Consider the following 21,733-nt stretch of genomic DNA (forward strand, 5'->3'; position numbering starts at 1 on the left):
GATGAGCGTCCACACGCTGAGTGTCCTGGTCGAGAACAAGCCGGGTGTGCTCGCGCGCGTCTCGGGCCTGTTCTCCCGCCGCGGGTTCAACATCGAGTCCCTCGCCGTCGGGCCCACGGAGAACCCCGAGGTGTCCCGCATGACGATCGTGGTCGCTGTCGAAGAGCTACCGCTCGAGCAGGTGACCAAACAGCTCAACAAGCTGGTCAACGTGATCAAGATCGTCGAGCTGGAACAGTCGACCGCCGTGCAGCGCGAACTGCTGCTGGTCAAGGTCCGCGCCGACAACACCGTGCGCAGCCAGGTCCTCGAAACCGTCCAGCTCTTCCGGGCCAAGGTGGTGGACGTCTCTCCGGAGGCACTCACCGTCGAGGCCACCGGGACGTCCGACAAGATCGGTGCGCTGCTGCGGATGCTGGAGCCGTATGGCATCCGCGAGCTGGTGCAGTCAGGCATGGTCGCGGTGGGGCGGGGCGCCCGTTCCATCACCGCCACTTCACCGCGTTAACGAAGTAAGTCAGGAAAGGAAGCAGTACCCCCATGGCAGTGGAAATCTTCTACGACGACGACGCCGACCTCTCGATCATCCAGGGGCGCAAGGTCGCTGTCATCGGCTACGGCAGCCAGGGCCACGCCCACTCGCTGAGCCTGCGCGACTCCGGCGTCGACGTCCGCATCGGCCTGCCCGAGGGGTCCAAGTCGCGGGCGAAGGCCGAGGAGCAGGGCCTGCGCGTGCTCACCCCGGCCGAGGCGTCGGCCGAAGCCGACCTGATCATGATCCTGGCTCCGGACACGAAGCAGCGCTTCATCTACGAGCAGGACATCGCGCCGAACCTCAAGGACGGCGACGCGATCTTCTTCGGGCACGGCTTCAACATCCGCTACGACCTGATCAAGCCGCCGTCCAACGTGGACGTCGCGATGGTCGCCCCCAAGGGCCCGGGTCACCTCGTGCGCCGCCAGTTCGTCGACGGCAAGGGCGTCCCGGCGCTCATCGCGGTCGAGCAGGACGCCACCGGCAACGCGCAGGCGCTCGCGCTCTCCTACGCCGCCGCCATCGGTGGCGCGCGTGCGGGCGTCATCAAGACGACGTTCACCGAGGAGACCGAGACCGACCTCTTCGGCGAGCAGGCCGTGCTTTGCGGTGGCGCGTCCGCGCTGGTGCAGACCGGCTTCGAGGTGCTCACCGAGGCCGGTTACGCCCCGGAGATCGCCTACTTCGAGGTGCTGCACGAGCTGAAGCTGATCGTCGACCTCATGTACGAGGGCGGCATCGCGCGCCAGCGCTACTCGATCTCCGACACCGCCGAGTACGGCGACCTGACCCGCGGCCCGCGCGTCATCTCGCCGACGGTCAAGGAAGAGATGAAGAAGATCCTCGGCGAGATCCAGGACGGCACGTTCGCCCGCGAATGGGTCGCCGAGGACGAGGCCGGCCGGCCGAACTTCACCAAGCTCGAGGAGCAGGGCAACCAGCACCCGATCGAGGCGACCGGCAAGAAGCTGCGCGACCTGATGTCGTGGGTGGACCGGCCGATCACCGAGACCGCCTGATCTTTCCGGCCAGACGCTGAAGGGGACGCCCGGTGCCGGGCGTCCCCTTCAGTGCGTTCGGTGGTCGTTTCGCTACGCTGGCCGCATGAGCGATGACAAGGCGCACATCCGGCACCACCTGGACCTCTCGAAAGCGGAGTGGGTCCGGGCCGAGCCGGAAGGCGTCACGCTCGAAGAGGTCGTCGAATACGCGCACATCCCGCACACCGACGGCGTCGTCTACACCGCGATGCGGAAGTCGACCGACCCGGAAGGCGTGGTCCTCGTCTTCACCCCCTCCGAATGGGACGCGTTCCTCAGGGGCGTCCGCGACGGCGAGTTCGACCTGCCGGGAGACCTCGCGGAGGCTTAGACCTTCGCCGCCAGCTCGGGAATCGTGCCGAGGTCCCCGGCGATGCCGAGGTGGTCGCCGTAGTCGCGGGACTCGACGACCAGGCCGTCGCACACGCGCATCGAGAAGATGTTGGCGATCCGCACCGGTTTCCCGCCGTATTCGCCCTGGTAGGCGAACTCGCCGAGCAGCACCTCCGGATCGGTGCCCTGGTAGACGACCAGGTCCGCGACGGTGAAGCCGGGGTTCATGGCCTTGCCCGCCTGGAAGTGCTCGCGGATGTCGTCGCGCGTGCGCGATGCCGTCGATCCCGGCAGGAACGGGTGCGTGACATGGGTTTCTTCCGCGTACAGGTCCGGGAGTTCGTCCCAGCGCCCGCCGGCCACGCCGTGCACCAGCTTTTCGAGCACCGTGTCCGCACTCTCGGGCGTGACCGGTGAGAGCTCACGCGGCGGCGCCTGCTCGTAAGCCTTGACCAGCTGGTCGACGCCGTCGCGGATGACGGCCAGCCGCAGGTAGTCGTGGTAGTCGCGGGAGTGGACGATCAGGCCGTCGCGGACGCGCAGCACCTGGATGTTGGCCGTGGTGATCGTCCGGCCGGTTTCGGCCGATTCGGCGTCGTAGTCGTATTCGGCGACGATCACCTCGGGGTCCGTCGTCTCGTGGACGACCACGTTCTTGCGCTTGAGCCGCACCGCGCCGGCGAGGACGCCGGTGAACCGCTCGTGGACGGCCGCGCGGCCGGTGAGGCGGGTCGGCCGCGGCACGGCTTGGGGGTGCTCGACGACGGTGTCTTCGGCGTAGAGCGCGGAAAGCTCGCCGAACCGTCCTTCGCTGATGCCGTCGGACAGGGCGTCGAACACGTCGCGGGGTTTGGTCATGGATCCTCCCAGTGGGCAAAACGGAGTCTGTAGTCCGTCTCCGAAGATACGGACTACAGACTCCGTTTGTCTACAGGGTGCGGAGGAGGTCCCGGGCGGCCGGCTGCTCGCACACGTCGGCCCAGTTCTCCGGCGTGCTGTGGAAGATCCCGTCCTGGGCCTCGAGGTCGGCGCCGTTCTCGACGAGGACGCGGATCGCGTCCAGGTGCCCGGACTGCGCGGCGAGGTGCAGGGCCGTGACGCCTTCGCCGTGGTTCGGGCCGCCGAAGGTGCCGGCGTGGTTCACGTCGGCACCGAGGTCGAGGAGCGTGCGGATCGCGGTGACCCGCCCGGTCGCCGCTGCCCAGGTCAAGGCCGTGCCGCGGTAGACGTCGGCGTCCACCTCGGCGCCCCGGGCGACGAGCGTGCGGAGGGCTTCGGCGCGGTCGTTGCGGGCCGCCCAGGCCAGGGCTTCGTTCTTGACCTCGGCGGGGTCGTCTTTCGGGTGCCAGGCCGGGAAACCGCTGTGCGGGCGGTAAAAGCCCCGGTGTGCGCCGGCCGCGGGGTGTCCCGGTCGCAGGAGTTCGCCGAGCAGGTCGGCGTCGCCGAGCCCGGCCGCGACACGCAGGTTGCCGGGCGCGCGGCTGTGGGGCGCCAGCTTCTCCGCGGCCTCACGGTGACCCCAGAACAGCGCGACGACCAGGGGAGTGCCGCCGTCGCCGCGAGCCGGGACGTCGACCGGGGCGCCCGCGTCCAGCAGCATGTCGAGCAGGAGCGGGAGGTTGCTGTAGGCGGCTTGGTGCAGCGGGGTCCAGCCGTGGACGTTGCCGCGTGCCGGGTCGGCGCCGTGGTCGAGGAGGACGCGGGTGAGCCGCTCGTCGCAGGTGGCGCCGGCCATGCCGAGGAGGTCGTTGCCGTTGGTGCCGCGGGCGGTGACGAGTCCGGGGAACTCTTCGAGGAGCCTGCCGAGGCTCTCGACGTCGCGCGCTTCGACTGCCCGGTATGCGCGGGCGAACGGTTCACCACTGTCCACAAGGGACTTTATGTGGGTGCGAAGTCCTTGCCAGGAAACGAAACCGTGTTCTCGGGCGACGACGGCGCGAGCTCCGTCTCGGGTGAGCGGCTGGTTCCAGCGCTCGAACGGCTCTCGCGCGCCGGGTGTCTCGTCTTCGGCCGAGGCGAGCAGGCCGAGCGCGCGTTCGGCGTAGTAGTGGACGTCCTGGTGGTACGGGTGCTGCAGGTTCTCGCCGTGTTCCGTGACGCGCCGGACGTACGCCTGGAGTTTCGGCCAGCTCGGGAAGCCGTGGTCGCGGGCGATCCGGAACTGCGCTTCGGAGAGTTTGACGCCCTCGGCGCGGGCGAGATCCTTCGCGCGCTTGCGGAGCTGGTCCAGGCTGGGTTTGGCGGGCAACGTGCCCATGGTGCCTCCTTCCCTCGACGCCCGTGGTCCGCCGGCACCGGGCAGGAAAGAAGGTGCGGAGCTGGGTGGTGCGGTGCTGCGGGGGTGGGCTCGGCCCTTTCCGCGGACGGGACGCGGCCCTCACCGCGTCCCGCCACCCTACCTCGATCACGGAACTCGCGTGATTGGCGACGGAACTCGCGTGATTGAAGCCGTGACTCGTGTGATTGGGGCCGGAACTCGCGAGTTCCGGCCCCAATCACACGAGATCCGGTCCTGATCACGCGAGTTACGGGAGGAGGTCGGCCAGGCGGTGGTAGGAGTCCGGTTTGCGGGCCAGGACCTGGACGCAGACGTGGTCGGCGCCCGCGTCGAGGTGGGCCCGGATCCGGTCGGCGACCGCCTGTTCGCCGGTCGCGACGATGGCGTCGACCAGGCGGTCGCTGCCGCCGTCGGCCAGGTCCTCGTCGGTGAAGCCGAGCCGGCGCAGGTTGGCCTGGTGGTGCGGGGCCTGCCGGACGTACATCTCCACGTGCTCCCGGGCGACCGACGGGTCGGCGTCCAGGACCACCGCCTGCTCGACCGCCAGGTACTTGCCCGGCCCGAGCCGGTCCCTGGCCAGTGCCGTGTGCTCCGGCGGGACGAAGTACGGGTGGGCACCGTCGGCGCGTTCGGCCGCCAGACCCAGGAGCTTCGGACCCAGCGCCGCGAGTACCCGGCGCGGCCGCGGTGCCGGCTGGGGCAGCCCGGGCAGCTCGGCCGCGTCCATCCCGTCGAGGTACTCGCGCAACGCCGTCAGCGGCCGCGCGCCCGGCCGGTGCCCGCCCAGCCCGGCGATGAACCGGCCCGGGTAGGCCTCGCCCAGCGCGCGGATGGCGCCCTCCGCGGCGAGTGGGGAGCGCTGGTCGAACCGCGCGACGCCGGTGGCGATCGTCAGCCTCGACGTCGCCGCGAGCAGCAGCGCCGCCTGCGTGAACGCCTCTCGCCCGGCGTATTCGCCGAACCAGATCGCGTCGAAGCCCAGCTCCTCGACCTCGATGGCCGTCTCGCGCAGGACGCCGACCGGGTCGCCGTCGAAGAACCGCCAGATCCCGACGCTCACCGGAGCACCGCCGGGGCCAGCTCCAGCAATACGTCCACAGTGGACTCGAAGGTCGCCGCGGACGGCGTCAGCAGCACGTGGTCCGCGCCCGCGTCGAGGAGTTCGTCCAGGCGCTTCGCGATGGTTCCGGCGTCGCCCCACAGGACGAGGTCGTCGACGAACCGGTCGCTCGGGCCGGCGATGTCGGCGTCGGTGTAGCCGAGCCGTTTCCAGCCCGCCAGGTAGACCGTGACGGAGTATTCGCGCGACTGCGCCACGCGCCGCCGGACGCTCTCCCGGGCGTCCTCGCGGGTGCCGAGCAGCACGGTCTGTTGCGGGATCAGCAGCTTGTCCGGCCCGAGGATTTCGCGGGCGTACGGCGTGTGCGAGACCGGCTGGGCGAAGGGGTGCGCGCCGTCGGCGTGGTCGCGCGACAGTTCCAGCATCTTCGGCCCGACGGCGGCCAGCACGCGCGGAAACGCGACCGGAGAAGGGTTTTCGGCCGCCGCCGCGTCCATTTCGGACAGGTAGTCACGCATCCGGTCGATCGGCCGGTACTCCTCGCCGAGCTTGGTGGCCTGGAACGCGTGCCCGATGCCGACGCCGAGCACGAACCGGCCGGGGTGGGCCTGGGCGAGCGTGGCGCCGCCCTTTTCGGTGGTCACCCCGCGCCGCAGCCAGGTGTTCGCGATGCCGGTGCCGAGCACGACGTCCGGCACCGAGGCGAGCAGGTCGCCGAAGTGGGCGAACACCTCCCGGGTGCCGGGTCCTTCGCCGCTCCACACCGAGCGGTAGCCGGCGCCGGCGAGCCGGCGGGTGGCCGTTCGCTCGACGTCCGGGGGTGGTTGCAGGGGCGCGCTCGGCAGCCAGGCGCCGATCGCGCTTAGCCGGGCACGCGTGTCTTCGACCAGGGTCATCCTCGTTCCCTCCAGTAATGTGAGGCTGCCTCCGGTTAATATACGGAGGTAGCCTCCGATTGGCTACCCGGTAGGGTCGGAAGGGCGATGACCGAAGTCAAGCCGATGCGCGCGGACGCCCGCCGCAACTACGAGCGCCTCCTCGAGGAGGCCCAGCGCGCCTTCGCCGAACACGGCGTCGAGGCGTCGCTGGAAGACATCGCGCGCCGCGCCGGGGTCGGCATCGGCACGCTCTACCGGCACTTCCCGACCCGGGAGGCCCTGCTCGAAACCCTGCTGCGCGCCCGGTTCGACGCTCAGGCCGAGCGGGCGCGCGACCTGCTCACCCACCCCGAGCCGCTGACCGCGCTGCAGACCTGGCTGGCCGGGCTCGGCGACGCCACCGGCACGTTCCGCGGCCTGGTGGAGCTCACCGCCGACGCGCTCAGCGACGAATCATCCCGTTTGTACGCGTCGTGCCACGAGATGCGCGAAGCAGGTTCCCATCTGGTGGAACGGGCGAAAAAAGAAGGCGCACTACGCAAGGACGTCACCACCCACGAGCTTCTTCTCTTGCTGCACGCGGCATCCTGGGCGGGTGGCCACCTGCCCGGCCCGGGCGGCATGCAACGGCTCCTGGCGCTTGTTTTCGAGGGATTACGAGTGAGTTAACACCGTGGGAAGCCAGGGGGCGGTCCAGCGGGTTAAACTCCGCCTCGACCGGGGCACAACGACGTGCACAGACCGTTTGTCGACACACAGCGTCCTGGAAGTGACCAGATAGTGGGAGTCGCATCGTGAGCAAGCCCAGCAAACCCGTCGTCCTCATCGCGGAGAAGCTCGCCCCCTCCGTGCTGAGTGTGTTCGGTGACGAGGTGGAGGTCCGGCACGTCGACGGCACGGACCGCTCCGCGCTGCTCGAGGCGGTGAAGAGCGCCGACGCGCTGCTGGTGCGCTCCGCCACCAAGGTCGACGCCGAGGTCCTCGGCGCCACGACGCAGCTGAAGGTCGTCGCCCGCGCCGGCGTCGGGCTGGACAACGTCGAGGTGCCCGCCGCCACCGAGCGCGGCGTCCTGGTCGTCAACGCGCCGACGTCCAACATCGTCTCCGCCGCCGAGCACGCCGTGGCCCTGCTGCTGTCGGTCGCGCGCCGGGTCCCGGCCGCCAGCCAGAGCCTGCGCGCCGGCGAGTGGAAGCGCAGCTCGTTCTCGGGTGTGGAGCTGCAGGGCAAGACCGTCGGCGTGGTCGGCCTCGGCAAGATCGGCCAGCTGTTCGCCCAGCGCCTCGCCGCGTTCGACACCAAGATCATCGCCTACGACCCCTACGTCTCGGCCGCGCGCGCCGGCCAGCTCGGCATCGAGCTCGTCACCCTCGACGAGCTCCTGTCGCGTGCCGACGCCATCTCCATCCACCTGCCGAAGACGCCGGAGACCAAGGGCCTCATCGACGCCGGCGCGCTGAAGAAGACCAAGCCGGGCGTCATCATCGTGAACGCGGCCCGCGGCGGGCTGATCGTCGAGGAGGACCTGGCCGACGCGCTGCGCTCGGGTCACGTCGGCGGCGCCGGCATCGACGTCTTCGTCACCGAGCCGACCACGTCCAGCCCGCTGTTCGAGCTGGACAACGTCGTCGTGACGCCGCACCTGGGCGCGTCGACGGCCGAGGCGCAGGACCGCGCGGGCACCGACGTCGCGAGGTCCGTGCTGCTGGCGCTGCGCGGCGACTTCGTGCCGGACGCGGTGAACGTCTCCGGCGGCGGCGCGGTGGGCGAGCACGTCCGCCCGTACCTGACGCTGACGCAGAAGCTCGGCCAGCTGCTCACCGCCCTGAACCCGACGGCGCCGAACTCGGTGACCGTGCAGGTCAAGGGCGAGCTGAGCAGCGAGGACACCGGCGTGCTGCAGCTGGCCGCGCTGCGCGGGGTGTTCACCGGCGTGGTCGAGGACCAGGTCACGTTCGTCAACGCGCCGCAGCTGGCGGAGAAGCTGGGCGTGCAGGTCGAGCTGGTGACCGAGTCGGAGAGCCCGAAGTTCCGCAGCCTGGTCACGGTGCGCGCGGTGCACGCCGACGGCGCGGTGCTGACCGTGTCCGGTTCGGTCACCGGCAAGGACGAGGTCGAGAAGCTGGTCGAGGTCAACGGCCGCGGCTTCGACCTGCGCGCCGAGGGCACGGTCCTGCTGGTCGAGTACGGCGACCGCCCGGGCGTGATGGGCCGCGTCGGGACGCTGCTCGGCGAGGCCGGCATCAACATCGAGGCCGCCCAGATCAGCCAGACGACCGACGGCTCCGACGCCGTGATGCTCCTGCGCGTCGACCGCCACATCGACGCGCACCTGCTGGAGCCCATCGGCGCTTCGGTCGGGGCGCACACGATCCGCGCCGTCGACTTCAACTGACGCGAAGCACGACAAAGGCCCCCTCGCCGTTCGCGGTGAGGGGGCCTTCGCGTGCAATCACATCTGTATAACGGAGTCCTTTGCCTACGTAAGTAGGTGTTTTGGGGCATTAAGTTCTCCCCGCGAGGTTGAACCACGCGCCGTCGAGGGCACGGCGCGGTCGCCGTGCTTCACCGTCGGGGGTGCTAGGAGCGGCAGGCAGGTTCGGGTCCAGACCTCGAGTAAGGGGCCGACTCATGAGCAGATCCCGCTTACCCGCTCGCGTCACGACGGCGTTCTTCGCCGTCGTGCTGGCGGCCGCGTTGGGGGCGCCGGTCGCGAGTGCCGCCACTGTGTCTACTCAAGACGCACCTCTCGCCGACGGAGTGGCGCCGGCGAAGATCGACGACGCGAAGCTGCAGGGCAAGCTCTCGCCGCGGCTGGGTGCCGCGCAGGGCCGTGTCACCGCGTTCGTCGAGCTGGCCAAGAAGCCCGCCGTCGACGCGTTCACCGCCGCGCAGCCGCAGGGCAAGGACCAGGCCAAGCGGGCCGCCCGTGCCGCGAAGGCCGACACCGCCGCCGCCGTGGAGTCGGTCCTCGGCCAGCTGCGCTCGGCCGACGCCAAGCCGCAGGTCGTCACTCAGACCGCCAACGCCGTCCCCGGCGTGGTCGTCACGGCCGACGCCGCGAAGCTGCGCGAAGTCGCGAAGCGCGCGGACGTCGTTTCGGTGCGCACGGTCGTGCCGAAGACCCGCACCAACGCCAGCGCCGAGCAGCTGACCAACACGCTCGCCGCGTGGCAGCAGACCGGCAAGTTCGGCGACAACGTCCGCGTCGGCGTGATCGACGACGGCATCGACTACACCCACGCCGACTTCGGCGGCCCCGGCACGAAAGCCGCGTACAACGGCGTCGACCGCAGCAAGCCGACCCCGCTCTTCCCGAGCGCCAAGGTCGTCGGCGGCACCGACCTCGTCGGTGACGACTACGACGCCGCGACCCCGGGCAAGACCACCCCGGCCCCGGACCCGAACCCCCTCGCCTGCGGTGAGCACGGCACGCACGTGGCCGGCACCATCGGCGGCTTCGGCGTCACCGCCGACGGCAAGACCTTCAAGGGCGACTACAAGAAGCTCGACGCCAAGAAGGTCGACGCGATGCAGATCGGCCCGGGCACGGCGCCGAAGTCGCTCCTCTACGCCATCAAGGTGTTCGGCTGCGCGGGCTCGACGAACGTCACCTCGCAGGCGCTCGACTGGGCGCTCGACCCGGACGGCGACGGCGACTTCACCGACCACCTCGACATCGTCAACCTGTCGCTGGGCTCCGACTTCGGCGCGCCGGACGACCCGGACTCGCTGTTCGTGCGCAAGCTCGCCGCGAACAACGTCCTCCCGGTGATCTCCGCGGGCAACGGCGGCGACATCAACGACATCGCCGGCTCGCCGGGCAACACCCCCGAGGCGCTCACCGTCGCCAGCACGCGTGACGCGGGCATCCTGCGCGACGCCGCCGAGGCCAAGGCCCCCGCGAACGCCGCGGGCCAGAAGACCGGGCAGTACAGCCAGAACTACACCGGCTACGACACCCTGGACCTGACGGCTCCGGTCGTCGCGCTGTCCGCCGCGAACGCCGCGGGCTGCGCGCCGTACTCCGCCGCGGACAAGGCGAAGGCCGCCGGCAAGTTCGTCTGGCTGGAGTGGGACGACAACGACTCGACCCGCGCCTGTGGTTCGGCGGTCCGGGCGAACAACGCCCAGGCGGCCGGGGCGAAGGGCGCGCTGCTGTCGTCCACTTTGGAGCACTTCAGCGCGGGCATCGCGGGCAACGCCGCGATCCCGATGTTCCAGTTCACCGGCTCCGCGACGAAGACGCTGCGCGCGTCGCTGACCGCGGGCACGCTGCAGATGCGGCTCTACGGTGCCGGGCGCGCCTCGGTCCAGACCTACGACAAGACCATCGTGGACACCCCGAGCTCGTTCACCTCGCGTGGCACCCGCGGCCCGGCGCTCAAGCCGGACGTCGCCGCACCGGGTGACACGATCACCTCGGCGTTCCGCGGCAGCGGCAACGGCCGGACCGTCCTTTCGGGCACGTCGATGGCCGCCCCGCACACCGCGGGCATCACCGCGCTGGTCCGCCAGTCCCACCCGGACTGGTCGGTCGAGGAGGTCAAGGCCTCGGTCATCGACACCGCCGGCCACGACGTCGGCGACGGCGCGGGCCACACCTACGCGCCGCAGCGCGTCGGCAGCGGGCGGATCGACGCCAAGGCGGCGCTGGACAACCAGGTGCTCGCCTACGTCCAGGACGACCCGGGCGCGGTCAGCGTCAGCTTCGGCACGGTCGAGGCCTCCGGGCCGGTGACGCTGTCGAAGACGATCAAGCTGGTCAACAAGGGCGTCACGCCCGCCGAGTACACCGTCGCCTACCAGGCGGTCAACGCGCTGCCGGGTGTCGAGTACACAGTGGACAAGCCGACGGTGAAGCTGACCGCGCGTGGCACCGCCAAGGTCAAGGTGACGCTGAAGATCACCGACCCGAAGGCGCTGCGCAAGGTCATGGACCCGACCATGCTGGCCACCCAGGCCGGCCTGGCACGGCAGTTCGTCGCCGACGCTTCGGGCCGCGTCGCCTTCACCCCGACCAGCGGGGCCAAGGTGCCGCTGCGGGTTTCGGTGTACGTGGCGCCCAAGCCGGTGTCGACGATTTCGACGCCGCAGTCGGTGAAGTTCGCCCCGGACGCCACCCAGGCCGTGCTGAACCTGACCGGCAAGGGCGTCGACCAGGGCTCCGGCGCGCAGCGTTACCGCTCGCTGATCAGCGTGCTCGAGCTGCAGGCGGAGTCCCCGCAGCTGCCCGAGTGCGACGCGGACGTGGTCACCGACTGCACGGTGAACAAGACCGCGAAGGGCGGCGACCTCCGCTACATCGGGGCGGCGTCCACCGCGCCGCTGGCGAAGGAACAGGGTGAGCCGGAGAACGCGATCCTCGCCTTCGGCCTGTCCACGTGGGGCGACTGGGCGAACATCGGCAGCAACACCTCGCCGTTCGTCGACATCGACACCACCGGGGACGGGACGCCGGACTTCGAGACCTACGTGACCAAGGCGACGTCCACGGACGTGCTGCTGGCCGTCACGGTCGCGCTGACCCCGGGCTTCCCGCAGGTCGACGTCCAAGCCGTCAACGGCCAGCTCGGCGACGTCGACACGAACGTGTTCGACACGAACGTGCTGACGCTGCCGGTTTCCCTGGCGGCGCTGGGCATCGACGCGAACGCGGACAGCCACCGCGTCTCCTACACGGTGGGTGTGAGCGGTTTCTACGTCGCGCCGGGCACCACGAACGGGCTGATCGACTACGTCGGCACGCCGCTGTCGTTCGACGCGCTCGCGCCGGGCTACTCGGTGCAGGGCGGCGGCGACGCCGCGCTGGGCTACGTCGCCAAGCCGGGAACGGCGCTGGTCGTGAACCGGAACGCGGCTTCGGCCGCGGCGGACAACGCTCTCGGTTTGTTCGCCATCGAGCACCACAACGCCGCGGGGAACCGGGCGAACGTGGTCAAGGTGGACGCCGCACAGGGTGCCCGGCCGGGCAACGACCGTCAGCCGATCGGGGCTGGTCACCGCTAGTCCGGAGCAAGATCGATCGATGCAGGAAGCAGGGGCGTTCCCGGCGGTTTCCGCCGGGGGCGCCCCGTTCCTGTTAACCCGATCGGGTGTCTCACCCTGCGGGAGGATGCGGCATAAGGGTGGTGCGGCTACGGCCGTTTGTCTACGGCCGGTAACCTTCCGGCTGCTGGCGTTTTGTTGCGGTGGGCCATCGGTGCGCCGGTGGCCCGGTCGACGGAGGTGTGTGGATGCGGCTCGCGGTGATCCCAGGTGACGGGATCGGGCCCGAGGTGGTCGCCGAGGCGTTGAAGGTGCTCGGTGAAGTGGCACCTACGGCGGAGATCACGAACTACGACCTCGGCGCCGCGCGGTGGCACGCGACCGGTGAGCTGCTCCCGGAGTCGGTGCTCGGCGAACTCCGCCAGCACGACGCGATCCTGCTGGGCGCGGTCGGCGACCCGTCGGTGCCGAGCGGCATCCTCGAGCGGGGTCTGCTGCTGCGCCTGCGGTTCGAAATGGACCACCACGTCAACCTGCGCCCGGCGCGGCTGTACCCGGGTGTCCGGGGACCGCTGGCCGACGCAGGCGACGTCGACATGGTCGTCGTGCGCGAAGGGACCGAAGGCCCGTACGCGGGCACGGGTGGTCTGATCCGCAAGGACACAGAGCACGAGATCGCGACGGAGGTCAGCACCAACACGGCGTACGGCGTCCGGCGCGTGGTCGCGGACGCGTTCAGTCGCGCCGAGGCCCGTCCGCGCAAGCACCTGACGCTGGTGCACAAGACCAACGTGCTGTCGTTCGCCGGCTCGCTGTGGTCGCGGATCGTCGAAGAGGTCTCGCTGGAGCACCCGGAGGTGACGGTCGCGTACTCCCATGTGGACGCGGCGACCATCCACCTGGTGACCGACCCGTCCCGGTTCGACGTGATCGTGACGGACAACCTGTTCGGCGACATCCTCACCGACCTCGCTGCGGCGGTCACCGGCGGCATCGGCCTCGCGGCGAGCGGCAACCTGGACATGACCCGCCGCAACCCGAGCATGTTCGAGCCGGTGCACGGTTCGGCGCCGGACATCGCGGGCCAGGGGCTCGCGGACCCGACGGCCGCGGTGCTGTCGGTGGCGCTCCTGCTGGACCACCTGGGCCAGAAGGAAGCGGCGCGGCGCATCGAGGCTTCGGTGGCGTTCGATCTGGCGACGAGGGACCAGGCGTCGCCGGGTGCCACGACGGCGATCGGCGACCGGCTGGCGGCTCTCGTGTCGTCCAACGTGCGTACGGCGGGCTGAGACCGCTTTCTCCTTGACGGAGGAGCCCCGCACCGAATCCGGTGCGGGGCTTTTTCGTGCGCGGCGTCTTCCCGGATGGTGGGAGCTTGACCCAGGTTGTGGACTTTCGCCGAAACCCTGTGGCATGATGCGACCGTGACCAGCTTCGCGATCATTATCATCGAGCGCGCCGGACGATAGCTCCACAAGAGCCCCCGGCGCGCAACCTCTCGCACCCATGCGGGAGGTTTTTTTGTTGCCTCGAAACGCTAGGAGAAGACCGTGACCCGCCAGGAGCCCGCCGATACCCCGCTCGGCGATGCCTTCCACCTCTACGACACGACCCTGCGCGACGGTGCGCAGCGTGAGGGCATCTCCTACTCCGTCCAGGACAAGCTGGCCGTCGCGCGGCTGCTGGACGAGCTGGGCGTCGGGTTCATCGAAGGCGGCTGGCCGGGGGCGCTGCCCAAGGACACGGAGTTCTTCGCCCGCGCGGCGAAAGGCGAGCTGAAGCTCAACCACGCGGCCCTCGTGGCTTTCGGCGCGACCCGCAAGGCCGGCACCACCGCGGACGTCGATCCGCAGGTCCGGGCCCTTCTCGACAGCGAAGCACCCGTCATCACCCTCGTCGCGAAGTCCGATCTGCGGCACATCGAACGCGCCCTGCGGGTCGACGTCGACGAAGCCTGCGCCATGGTCCGCGACACCGTCGAATTCCTGGTCAAGGAAGGCCGCCGGGTCTTCCTCGACGCCGAGCACTTCTTCGACGGATACGCGCATTCCCCCGAAACCTCACTGAGGATCCTCGACGCCGCCGGGAACGCGGGCGCCGACGTCCTCGTGCTCTGCGACACCAACGGCGGCCAGCTGCCGCTCGGGCTCGCGGAGACCGTGAAGACCATCAAGGAAAAGACGGGATTCCGGCTCGGGATCCACTGTCAGGACGACACTTCCTGCGCCGTGGCGAACTCCGTCGCCGCGGTGCAGGCCGGCGTGACGCACGTCCAGTGCACCGCCAACGGTTACGGGGAGCGGGCCGGCAACGCCGACCTCTTCGCCGTGACGGGAAACCTGGTGACCAAGCTCGGGATGGAGGTCCTCCCGACCGGAGGTGCCGCCGAGCTCACCCGGGTCTCCCATGCCCTTGCCGAAATCGCCAACCTCGCCCCCTACACCCACCAGGCTTACGTAGGGGCGTCGGCTTTCGCTCACAAGGCGGGACTGCACGCGAGCGCGATCAAGGTGGATCCGTTGTTGTACAACCACATCGATCCGTCTTCCGTCGGCAACGACATGCGGGTACTGGTCACCGAGATGGCCGGCAGGGCCAGCCTCGAGCTCAAGGGACGTGAGCTCGGGGTCGACCTTGCCGGCCGGCCCGAGGCGTTGACGAGCGCCATCACGAAGGTCAAGCGCCTCGAAGCGGAAGGCTGGTCCTTCGAGGCCGCCGACGCCTCCCTCGAACTCCTGCTGCGCCAGGAGGCCGACGTCCCCGCCGAGGCGCCGTTCGAGCTCGAGTCCTACCGGGTCGTGCTCGACCACCGCGCCGACGCCGAGGTCGTCTCCGAGGCGACGGTCAAGGTGCACGTCGGCGGGCAGCGCGTCATCGCCACCGCCGAGGGCATCGGTCCGGTGCACGCCCTCGACGCGGCGCTGCGGAAGGCGCTGTCGCCGCACCTGTCCTGGTTGGACAGTGTGGAGCTCGCCGACTACAAGGTGCGCATCCTCCAGGGCCACCCGGGCACCGACGCGGTGACGCGCGTGCTGGTCGAGAGCACCGACGGCGAACGCGAGTGGACCACGGTCGGGGTGCACGGGAACATCGTCGAGGCCAGCTGGCTGGCCCTGTGCGACGCGCTCGTGCACAAGAGCACGACCGTGGCCTGAGTCACAGTGACATCCGGGCCTTCGGCCCGGGCCGGGGGCTCCGCCACCCGGAACCCCCGAAGGCCGTTGGGCGGGCGCACGTAGACTGACGCCGTGCGCCTAGCCCGTATTGCTCATCCCGGTGGTGTCGCGTTCGCTTCGGTCGAAGGGGACGGTGACGACGCCCAGGTCCTGGAAATCGCCGAGCACCCGTTCGGCCAGCCCAACTTCACCGGCAAGCGGTGGCCGCTGGCCGACGTCCGGCTGCTCGCGCCGATCCTGCCGTCCAAGGTGATCGCCGTCGGCCGCAACTACGCCAAGCACGCGGCCGAGTTCGGCAACGAGGTGCCCAGCGCCCCGATGCTGTTCCTCAAGCCGTCGACGACGGTCGTCGGGCCGAACGCGCCGATCCGGCGTCCCTCGAACGTCGGCCGCGTCGACTTCGAGGGCGAGCTGGCCATCGTCATCGGGCAGCCGGTGAAGAACGTGCCTGCCGCCCGGGCCGCGAGCGCGATCCTCGGCTACACCGTGGCCAATGACGTCAGCGCGCGCGACCTGCAGAAGTCCGACGGCCAGTGGGGCCGCGCCAAGGGCTTCGACACGTTCTGCCCGCTCGGGCCGTGGATCGAGACGTCGCTCGACGCGTCCGACCTGGCGCTGCGGGCCGAGGTGGACGGCGAGCTCAAGCAGGACGGCCGCACGTCCGACCTCGTCCACAAGATCCCCGAGCTGGTCGAGTTCGTCTCCGGCGTCATGACGCTCCTGCCCGGCGACGTCATCCTGACCGGCACGCCCGAAGGCGTCGGCCCGATCGAGGGCGGCCAGAGCGTCTCGATCACCATCGAAGGCATCGGCACCCTGACCAACCCGGTCGAAAGCATCTGACGTGCCGTTAAGGCCACCTTACGGGCGTCAGACGCCCGTAAGGTGGCCTTAACGGCACTTGGCGCTACCGCTGCACCGGCTCCATCGGGCGCCGGGCGTAGGCCGGGGCGTGCTCCGGGCGCAAGCCCAGGCCGAGCAGCCGGGCCGGGAAGTACGACAGTCGCGGGAACCGGGCGAACAGCTTGATCATCGGCGCGGGCGGGCCGTTGCGCTTGCCCGCCATCACCGCGCGCATCACGCCGCGGTGCAGCAGTCGCTGCAGCCCCTGCACCAGCAGCGTCGGCGCGAGCCGCCGGGACCGCACCTTCGCCAGATCCGCCGGGGTGACCCGGCCTCGGCGCAGTGGCTCGGCCAGCAGCGTCGCCGCCGCGACCGCGTCCTGCACCGCCAGGTTGATGCCGACCCCGCCGATCGGCGACATCGCGTGCGCCGCGTCGCCGATGCAGAGCAGCCCGTCGACGTGCCACCTGCGCAGCAGGTTGAGCCGCACGTCGAGGAACTTGACGTCGTCCATCGTCTCGAGCTCGTGCACCCGGTCGGTGAACTCGGGGCAGATCTGCGTGACGTTGTGGCGGAACGCCTCGATGCCTTGCTTGCGCAGGTCGTCACCCTTCGGGCCGAGGTAGGCGACCTGGAAGAAGTCGGGCCGGGGGAGCGGCACGGCGAAGCGGCGGTCCCGCATCTTCGGCAGGAGCATGGTGCCCAGGTCACCTTCGGTCCGCGAGAGCCGGAACCACCAGACGTCGAACGGGCAGTCGTACTCGCGCGGCACGAGACCGGCTTCGCGGCGGGCCACCGACCAGCGGCCGTCGGCGGCGATCACCAGGTCGGCGCGGATTTCGCCGGTCTCCCCGGCACTCGTGCGGTAGGTGACGCCGACGACGCGGCCCTGCTCGCGGACGAGCCCGGTGCACTCGGTCTCCATCCGCTGGACGAACGTCGGCTCCTTGCGGGCGCTTTCGGCGAGCAGGTCGAGGAAGTCCCACTGCGGCACCATCGCGATGTACGGGTGGGCGACCTTCAGCCGGGTGAAGTCGGCCAGCTTCATCATCTCGCCGTTTTCCTGGGGGAACCCCGCCGACGTCAGTTCGCTGTGCGGCAGCGCGTGGAACTTCTCGCCGAGCCCCAGCTCGTCCAGCAGCGTGAGCGTCGACGGGTGGACCGTGTCCCCGCGGAAGTCGCGCAGGAAGTCCGCGTGCTTCTCCAGCACCGTCACCTCGACGCCGGCCCGCGCCAGCAGGAGTCCCGTGACCATCCCGGCCGGCCCGCCACCGATGACGACGCAGCCCGTGCGCTCGGTCATCTCCACCATCTCCCCATCTATTCATCGCTCGTTGAATAAACTGAGAGTGCACCCGGCCGGTCCCCGGCGTCAAGCGATGTGGCGACGGATACGCTGATCGGGCTATGAGTGAGACATCGGTGGTTCGCGCGCGCTTCTGTCCTTCGCCGACCGGCACCCCGCACGTCGGGCTGATCCGCACGGCGCTGTTCAACTGGGCCTTCGCCCGGCACAACCAGGGTCAACTGGTGTTCCGGATCGAAGACACCGACGCCGCGCGCGACTCGCAGGAGTCCTACGAGCAGTTGCTCGACGGGCTGCGCTGGCTCGGCATCGACTGGGACGAGGGCCCCGAGGCCGGCGGCGAGTACGGGCCGTACCGCCAGAGCGAGCGGCGAGCGATCTACGCCGACGTCGCCGCGAAGCTCCTCGAAGCGGGCGAGCTGTACGAAGCGTTCTCGACCAACGAAGAGGTCGAAGCGCGGCGCAAGGCGGCCGGCCTGGACCCGAAGCTGGGCTACGACAACTTCGACCGCGACCTCACCGACGAGCAGCGCGCCGCCTACCGCGCCGAGGGCCGCGCGCCGGTGCTGCGCCTGCGCATGCCGGAGATCGATCTCGCGTGGACCGACCTGGTCCGCGGGGACATCAGCTTCCCGGCGAACACGATCCCGGACCCGGTGCTGGTGCGCGCCAACGGCGAGCCGCTGTACACGCTGACCAACCCGGTCGACGACGCGCTGATGAAGATCACGCACGTCCTGCGCGGCGAGGACCTGCTGCCCTCGACGCCCCGGCAGATCGCGCTCTACGCCGCGCTGGAGCGCATCGGCGTCGCGGGGTTCACGCCGCAGTTCGGCCATCTGCCGTACGTCATGGGCGAGGGCAACAAGAAACTGTCCAAACGCGACCCGTCGTCGAACCTCTTCAACTACCGCGACCGCGGCTTCATCCGCGAGGGCCTGCTCAACTACCTGGCCCTGCTCGGCTGGTCGATCGCCGACGACCACGACGTCTTCAGCGTCGAGGAAATGGTCGCCGCCTTCGACGTCACCAAGGTCAGCGCCAATCCGGCGCGCTTCGACCTCAAGAAGGCCGAAGCGATCAACGGCACCCACGTGCGGGCTTTGCCCGCGGCCGAGTTCGTGGAGCGCGTCACGCCCTATTTGGTCACCGCGGGTGTCCTTCCGGAATCGCCGAGCGAGGAACAGCAGGCCCGGCTGACCGCGATCGCGCCGCTGGTGCAGGAACGCGTCACGGTGCTTTCGGACGCGGCCGCGATGGTGCGTTTCCTTTTTGTTGCGGAAGACGCGTTCGCGCCCGAGGAGGACGCCGCGGCGAAAAACCTCGGCGAAGCCGCGCAGCCGGTGCTCGTCGCGGCGGTCGGCGCACTCGAAGCGCTGCCGTCGTGGGAGACCGAGGCCATCGAGCAGGCGCTCAAGGACGCCCTTGTGGACGGTCTGGGTCTCAAGCCCCGCAAGGCTTTCGCGCCGGTTCGCGTCGCCGTGACCGGGCGGACCGTCTCCCCGCCGCTGTACGAGTCGATGGAACTGCTCGGCCGGGATGTCTCACTGGGACGTCTTCGCCGCGCATTGGTCGGATAACCGAAAGAAGACGGTTCGCCAACTGGGAGTAGAGCGACTGCGCCGGAACAGGCGAGCGGCAATCACCTCTTTGGCAGCGTCGCGAACGCTGTCGTTGCCCTAGCCTCACTGAGTGGATTTCGCTTTGGCACCCCGGACCCCGTCGCGAACCGTCCCCGCGGAGGCGGCGCCCGAGCCCTGGGCGCCGCCGGAGCTGCGGCTGGTGTGCCTGGACATCGACGACACCCTGATCGACTGCACCGCCGCGATCCGCCGCAGCCTCCACATCCTCACCGGCCGGGGCGACCTGTGGCCGTTGTGGGACCTGATCACAGAGGAGCACGTCGCCCTCGTCGTCGCCGGCGAAATCGACTACGCGACGATGCACCAGCGGCGCACCGACTGCTTCCTCGCGGAGATCGGCATCCTTGCCGACGACGAGCAGGTGAGCTCCTTCGAACGGCGCCGAAGAGAGCTGCTCGACCACTCGTGGCAGCTGTTCGGCGACGTCCTCGACTGCCTGGAATGGCTGCGCGCCGCCGGCCTGATGCTGGCCGCCGTGACCAACGCCTCGGGTGTCCACCAGCGGAAGAAAATCGCCGACCTGGGGCTGGCGCCGTTCTTCGACCACGTCGCCATCGCCGGCGAGCTCGGCGTGGCGAAACCCGATCCGGTGATGTTCCACACCGTCTGCCTCGGCCTGGGCTGCGCACCCGCCCAGGCCGTCCACGTCGGCGACAAACTGGACACGGACGCGATCGGCGCCCGCGACGCCGGCCTGGGCGCGGTCTGGCTCGACCGCGACGACATCGGCGAGCGCGCGCCCGAGGGCGTCCACCGGGTGGCGGGCCTGGCCGAGCTGCCTGAGCTGCTGGTTTCGGAGTACGCGACGATCGGTGTCCCCGCCCAGCGTGGAAGTGGCACCCCCGCGTTCACCGTCCGGAACGGCGTGCTCTAGTATTTCTCCTCGTGCGGTGCTGAACCGGCCGGGCCTGATCGGGTCGGTGGGTACCTCACTGGGGTATGGTGTAATTGGCAGCACGACTGGTTCTGGTCCAGTTAGTCTAGGTTCGAGTCCTGGTACCCCAGCTGCGGAGAGTGACCCCCCTGCAGAGCGAGAAATCGCCTCTGGTAAGTTCTCTCCAGCAAGAAAAACAGAAAAGCCCCTGGGAAACCAGGGAAGATCCTAAGCCCCCGTCGTCTAGCGGCCTAGGACGCCGGCCTCTCACGCCGGTAGCGTGGGTTCGAATCCCATCGGGGGTACCAGCAGTTACCGCGAGCCCGTCTGACCCAGGTCAGGCGGGCTTTTTGGTGCGCGGGAAACGACCATCCCGGCCGCGGTCCGAGCGGTTCCGGAGCAGCTTTCAGGCGGGCCCGGCGGGGTGGCCTGGGAGTGAGCGATCGAGGGGCGCGGAGTGGCCCGCTCGGCCAGGCGAACCGGGGGAGAAGCGGCCGTCGGCGGCGGAGGTGGATGTCCTCGCCGCCGACGGGCCGGTGGAATGACCGCGGTGATCTCTCCCCAGTGATCTGCCGTCGCCACGGTTACTTCTTGGCAGCGGCGACCTTCTTGCGGGCGGCACGCTTGCGCGGAGCGGGCGTGGGCGCCGCGGCTTCGGCGGCCTGAGCGGATTCGTACGCGGCGATCACCTCGGACGACAGCCGGCCGCGCTCGGAGACCTCGTAGCCGTTCGTGTTCGCCCAGGCGCGGATCTGCTGGTTGCGCTCGCGGTCGCTCGTGCTGGTCGTCGTCGACTGGCCGGTCGCGACGCGGACCTTGCGCCCACCGGTGCGGCGGCCGGCGGCGATGTAGCGGGCGAGCTCGTCGCGCAGGGCGGCGGCGTTTTCGTCGGAGAGGTCGATCTCGTACATGACACCGTCGAGGGTGAACGGGACGGTGTGGGCGGCGGGGGTACCGTCGATGTCGTCGAGCATCTCGACGAGGACCTTCTGGGCCATTCCTGCTCCTTGAAACGGTATATACCAGTAAACCGATGGCTGTGACCGAGCACACGAATGTGCTGCTCCTCCCCGGAGTATATCCATACCGGTCGGTTTGGGCAGATATCTGCTCGCCGGTATCGAAAACGGGAAGCCGCCCCGGAGAATTGTCCGGCGCGACGGTTGAACCGGTATTCACCACCAGGACGCCGATCCGGCCGGTCGGCGGAACGTCCTATCCGGACGGTGGAGCGGCGGCTCTGGAGGCGCCGCCGGGTCGGCAGGACGAGGCCGCCAGGAGGGCGGCGCTCCAGTAGACGCCCGTCACCGGCACCCCGGTGCTCGCCAGGTTCGCCAGGGCCGCGCCGGGTTTGCTGACCGGCGGCGCCGGCGCGCCGGCGGTCGTCCGCAGCTCGACGTCGGCGTAGAGCCGTGCCCTTGCCGCCGGCCATGGTGAGCTTCGGGTTCGCCGAGCGCGAACCGGTACGCGCCGATCGGGATCGCCTTGCCCGCCGACTCGACGACCAGGTCGGCGAAGTCCACTTCGGACGGCGACCCAGCCGCCGAAGGAGACGCTGCCGGCCGTGCCGGCCGGCTGTAGGGGAGCGGCGCGGCTTGGTCGAGGGTGGCGCCTTGGTCGGCGATGGTGCTGCCGAACCGGCTGATGTAGCCGCGCCGGCTCTGCTTGATGCCCCACGCCAAGCCGGTCGACGAGGGTGCCCGGGTCGCGATGCGGACGCGCACGTCCTCCCTGGCCGGGCCGCCGCGGACGCCGAACCCTTGCCGTCGTTGGCCGCCGGG

Annotated in this window: 18 protein-coding genes and 2 tRNA genes; 13 read left to right on the forward strand and 7 right to left on the reverse strand. The window is 70.0% G+C overall.

All coding sequences use genetic code 11. From position 1 onward, the window contains the following. Position 1 precedes the first annotated feature (1 nt). The 3 genes from ilvN (at position 2) to QQ657_RS17630 (ending at position 1,906) form a co-directional block, all read left to right on the forward strand. A complete protein-coding gene (gene ilvN / locus QQ657_RS17620) occupies positions 2-508 on the forward strand; it encodes an acetolactate synthase small subunit (protein WP_003080760.1) in 507 nt (168 codons plus the stop codon). 32 nt (positions 509-540) lie between these two features. After that, positions 541-1,554 carry a ketol-acid reductoisomerase gene (gene ilvC, locus QQ657_RS17625; RefSeq protein ID WP_284743237.1) on the forward strand — a complete coding sequence of 338 codons (1,014 nt, stop codon included), beginning with the start codon at positions 541-543 and terminating at the stop codon, positions 1,552-1,554. Between the two features lie 85 nt (positions 1,555-1,639). Then, positions 1,640-1,906, forward strand: coding sequence for a DUF397 domain-containing protein (locus QQ657_RS17630; RefSeq protein WP_284743238.1), 267 nt, complete (start codon positions 1,640-1,642; stop codon positions 1,904-1,906). Here the strand turns inward: QQ657_RS17630 and QQ657_RS17635 are convergent. From QQ657_RS17635 to QQ657_RS17650, 4 genes are all read right to left on the reverse strand, one after another. After that, positions 1,903-2,766: a nuclear transport factor 2 family protein gene (locus tag QQ657_RS17635; RefSeq protein WP_284743239.1), complete on the reverse strand. Its 864-nt coding sequence runs from the start codon at positions 2,764-2,766 to the stop codon at positions 1,903-1,905. The two genes, QQ657_RS17630 and QQ657_RS17635, sit on opposite strands and share 4 nt — an antisense overlap. A 70-nt stretch (positions 2,767-2,836) precedes the next feature. Next, entirely contained in the window at positions 2,837-4,165 is a 1,329-nt protein-coding gene (locus QQ657_RS17640; RefSeq protein WP_284743240.1) for an ankyrin repeat domain-containing protein, read from the reverse strand. A gap of 268 nt (positions 4,166-4,433) precedes the next feature. Further along, the gene (locus tag QQ657_RS17645; protein WP_284743241.1) at positions 4,434-5,246 is read right to left on the reverse strand and encodes a TIGR03620 family F420-dependent LLM class oxidoreductase; all 813 of its coding nucleotides are present in this window, start codon (positions 5,244-5,246) and stop codon (positions 4,434-4,436) included. Next, on the reverse strand, positions 5,243-6,142 hold the full coding sequence (locus QQ657_RS17650) for a TIGR03620 family F420-dependent LLM class oxidoreductase (protein ID WP_284743242.1): 900 nt from the start codon (positions 6,140-6,142) through the stop codon (positions 5,243-5,245). The genes QQ657_RS17645 and QQ657_RS17650 overlap by 4 nt, the downstream gene beginning before the upstream one ends. An 87-nt stretch (positions 6,143-6,229) precedes the next feature. On the opposite strand from QQ657_RS17650, the gene QQ657_RS17655 reads away from it, so the two are divergent. The 6 genes from QQ657_RS17655 (at position 6,230) to QQ657_RS17680 (ending at position 16,129) form a co-directional block, all read left to right on the forward strand. Then, complete coding sequence (locus QQ657_RS17655) at positions 6,230-6,793, forward strand: TetR/AcrR family transcriptional regulator (RefSeq protein ID WP_284743243.1); 564 nt, start codon at positions 6,230-6,232, stop codon at positions 6,791-6,793. Positions 6,794-6,918: 125 nt separating this feature from the next. Next, on the forward strand, positions 6,919-8,517 hold the full coding sequence (serA, locus tag QQ657_RS17660) for a phosphoglycerate dehydrogenase (protein WP_284743244.1): 1,599 nt from the start codon (positions 6,919-6,921) through the stop codon (positions 8,515-8,517). A 236-nt stretch (positions 8,518-8,753) separates the two neighbouring features. After that, positions 8,754-12,131: a S8 family serine peptidase gene (locus QQ657_RS17665; protein WP_284743245.1), complete on the forward strand. Its 3,378-nt coding sequence runs from the start codon at positions 8,754-8,756 to the stop codon at positions 12,129-12,131. Between the two features lie 227 nt (positions 12,132-12,358). Next, complete coding sequence (locus QQ657_RS17670; RefSeq protein ID WP_284743246.1) at positions 12,359-13,399, forward strand: 3-isopropylmalate dehydrogenase; 1,041 nt, start codon at positions 12,359-12,361, stop codon at positions 13,397-13,399. Positions 13,400-13,660: 261 nt separating this feature from the next. Further along, entirely contained in the window at positions 13,661-15,265 is a 1,605-nt protein-coding gene (cimA, locus tag QQ657_RS17675; protein WP_284743247.1) for a citramalate synthase, read from the forward strand. Positions 15,266-15,358: 93 nt separating this feature from the next. Further along, positions 15,359-16,129, forward strand: coding sequence for a fumarylacetoacetate hydrolase family protein (locus QQ657_RS17680; protein ID WP_284743248.1), 771 nt, complete (start codon positions 15,359-15,361; stop codon positions 16,127-16,129). A 64-nt stretch (positions 16,130-16,193) separates the two neighbouring features. Here the strand turns inward: QQ657_RS17680 and QQ657_RS17685 are convergent, their stop codons facing one another. Continuing rightward, positions 16,194-17,432 carry an FAD-dependent oxidoreductase gene (locus tag QQ657_RS17685; protein WP_284743249.1) on the reverse strand — a complete coding sequence of 413 codons (1,239 nt, stop codon included), beginning with the start codon at positions 17,430-17,432 and terminating at the stop codon, positions 16,194-16,196. 104 nt (positions 17,433-17,536) lie between these two features. Between QQ657_RS17685 and gltX the strand changes: the two genes are divergently transcribed. The 4 genes from gltX to QQ657_RS17705 all read left to right on the forward strand — a co-directional run bounded on the left by gltX (position 17,537) and on the right by QQ657_RS17705 (position 20,260). Continuing rightward, a complete protein-coding gene (gene gltX, locus QQ657_RS17690) occupies positions 17,537-19,015 on the forward strand; it encodes a glutamate--tRNA ligase (RefSeq protein WP_284743250.1) in 1,479 nt (492 codons plus the stop codon). Positions 19,016-19,217: 202 nt separating this feature from the next. Next, positions 19,218-19,952: an HAD family hydrolase gene (locus tag QQ657_RS17695; protein WP_284743296.1), complete on the forward strand. Its 735-nt coding sequence runs from the start codon at positions 19,218-19,220 to the stop codon at positions 19,950-19,952. Between the two features lie 59 nt (positions 19,953-20,011). After that, positions 20,012-20,083, forward strand: a tRNA-Gln gene (locus QQ657_RS17700). Between the two features lie 101 nt (positions 20,084-20,184). After that, positions 20,185-20,260: transfer RNA gene (locus tag QQ657_RS17705), tRNA-Glu, on the forward strand. A gap of 276 nt (positions 20,261-20,536) precedes the next feature. Here QQ657_RS17705 and QQ657_RS17710 read toward each other — a convergent pair. Continuing rightward, positions 20,537-20,950: a histone-like nucleoid-structuring protein Lsr2 gene (locus QQ657_RS17710; RefSeq protein WP_284743251.1), complete on the reverse strand. Its 414-nt coding sequence runs from the start codon at positions 20,948-20,950 to the stop codon at positions 20,537-20,539. A gap of 306 nt (positions 20,951-21,256) precedes the next feature. Further along, positions 21,257-21,676 (reverse strand): hypothetical protein, encoded by a 420-nt coding sequence (locus QQ657_RS17715; protein WP_284743252.1) that lies wholly within the window; start codon positions 21,674-21,676, stop codon positions 21,257-21,259. Between the last annotated feature and the right edge of the window lie 57 nt (positions 21,677-21,733).

The organism is Amycolatopsis ponsaeliensis, assembly GCF_030182635.1.
Lineage (GTDB): Bacteria > Actinomycetota > Actinomycetes > Mycobacteriales > Pseudonocardiaceae > Amycolatopsis > Amycolatopsis ponsaeliensis.

Coding starts and splice junctions, on each gene's coding strand:
- ilvN (WP_003080760.1), top strand. CDS start 2: ATGAGCGTCCACACGCTGAGTGTCCTGGTCGAGAACAAGCCGGGTGTG.
- ilvC (WP_284743237.1), top strand. CDS start 541: ATGGCAGTGGAAATCTTCTACGACGACGACGCCGACCTCTCGATCATC.
- QQ657_RS17630 (WP_284743238.1), top strand. CDS start 1,640: ATGAGCGATGACAAGGCGCACATCCGGCACCACCTGGACCTCTCGAAA.
- QQ657_RS17635 (WP_284743239.1), bottom strand. CDS start 2,766: ATGACCAAACCCCGCGACGTGTTCGACGCCCTGTCCGACGGCATCAGC.
- QQ657_RS17640 (WP_284743240.1), bottom strand. CDS start 4,165: ATGGGCACGTTGCCCGCCAAACCCAGCCTGGACCAGCTCCGCAAGCGC.
- QQ657_RS17650 (WP_284743242.1), bottom strand. CDS start 6,142: ATGACCCTGGTCGAAGACACGCGTGCCCGGCTAAGCGCGATCGGCGCC.
- QQ657_RS17655 (WP_284743243.1), top strand. CDS start 6,230: ATGACCGAAGTCAAGCCGATGCGCGCGGACGCCCGCCGCAACTACGAG.
- QQ657_RS17665 (WP_284743245.1), top strand. CDS start 8,754: ATGAGCAGATCCCGCTTACCCGCTCGCGTCACGACGGCGTTCTTCGCC.
- QQ657_RS17670 (WP_284743246.1), top strand. CDS start 12,359: ATGCGGCTCGCGGTGATCCCAGGTGACGGGATCGGGCCCGAGGTGGTC.
- QQ657_RS17685 (WP_284743249.1), bottom strand. CDS start 17,432: ATGACCGAGCGCACGGGCTGCGTCGTCATCGGTGGCGGGCCGGCCGGG.
- gltX (WP_284743250.1), top strand. CDS start 17,537: ATGAGTGAGACATCGGTGGTTCGCGCGCGCTTCTGTCCTTCGCCGACC.
- QQ657_RS17710 (WP_284743251.1), bottom strand. CDS start 20,950: ATGGCCCAGAAGGTCCTCGTCGAGATGCTCGACGACATCGACGGTACC.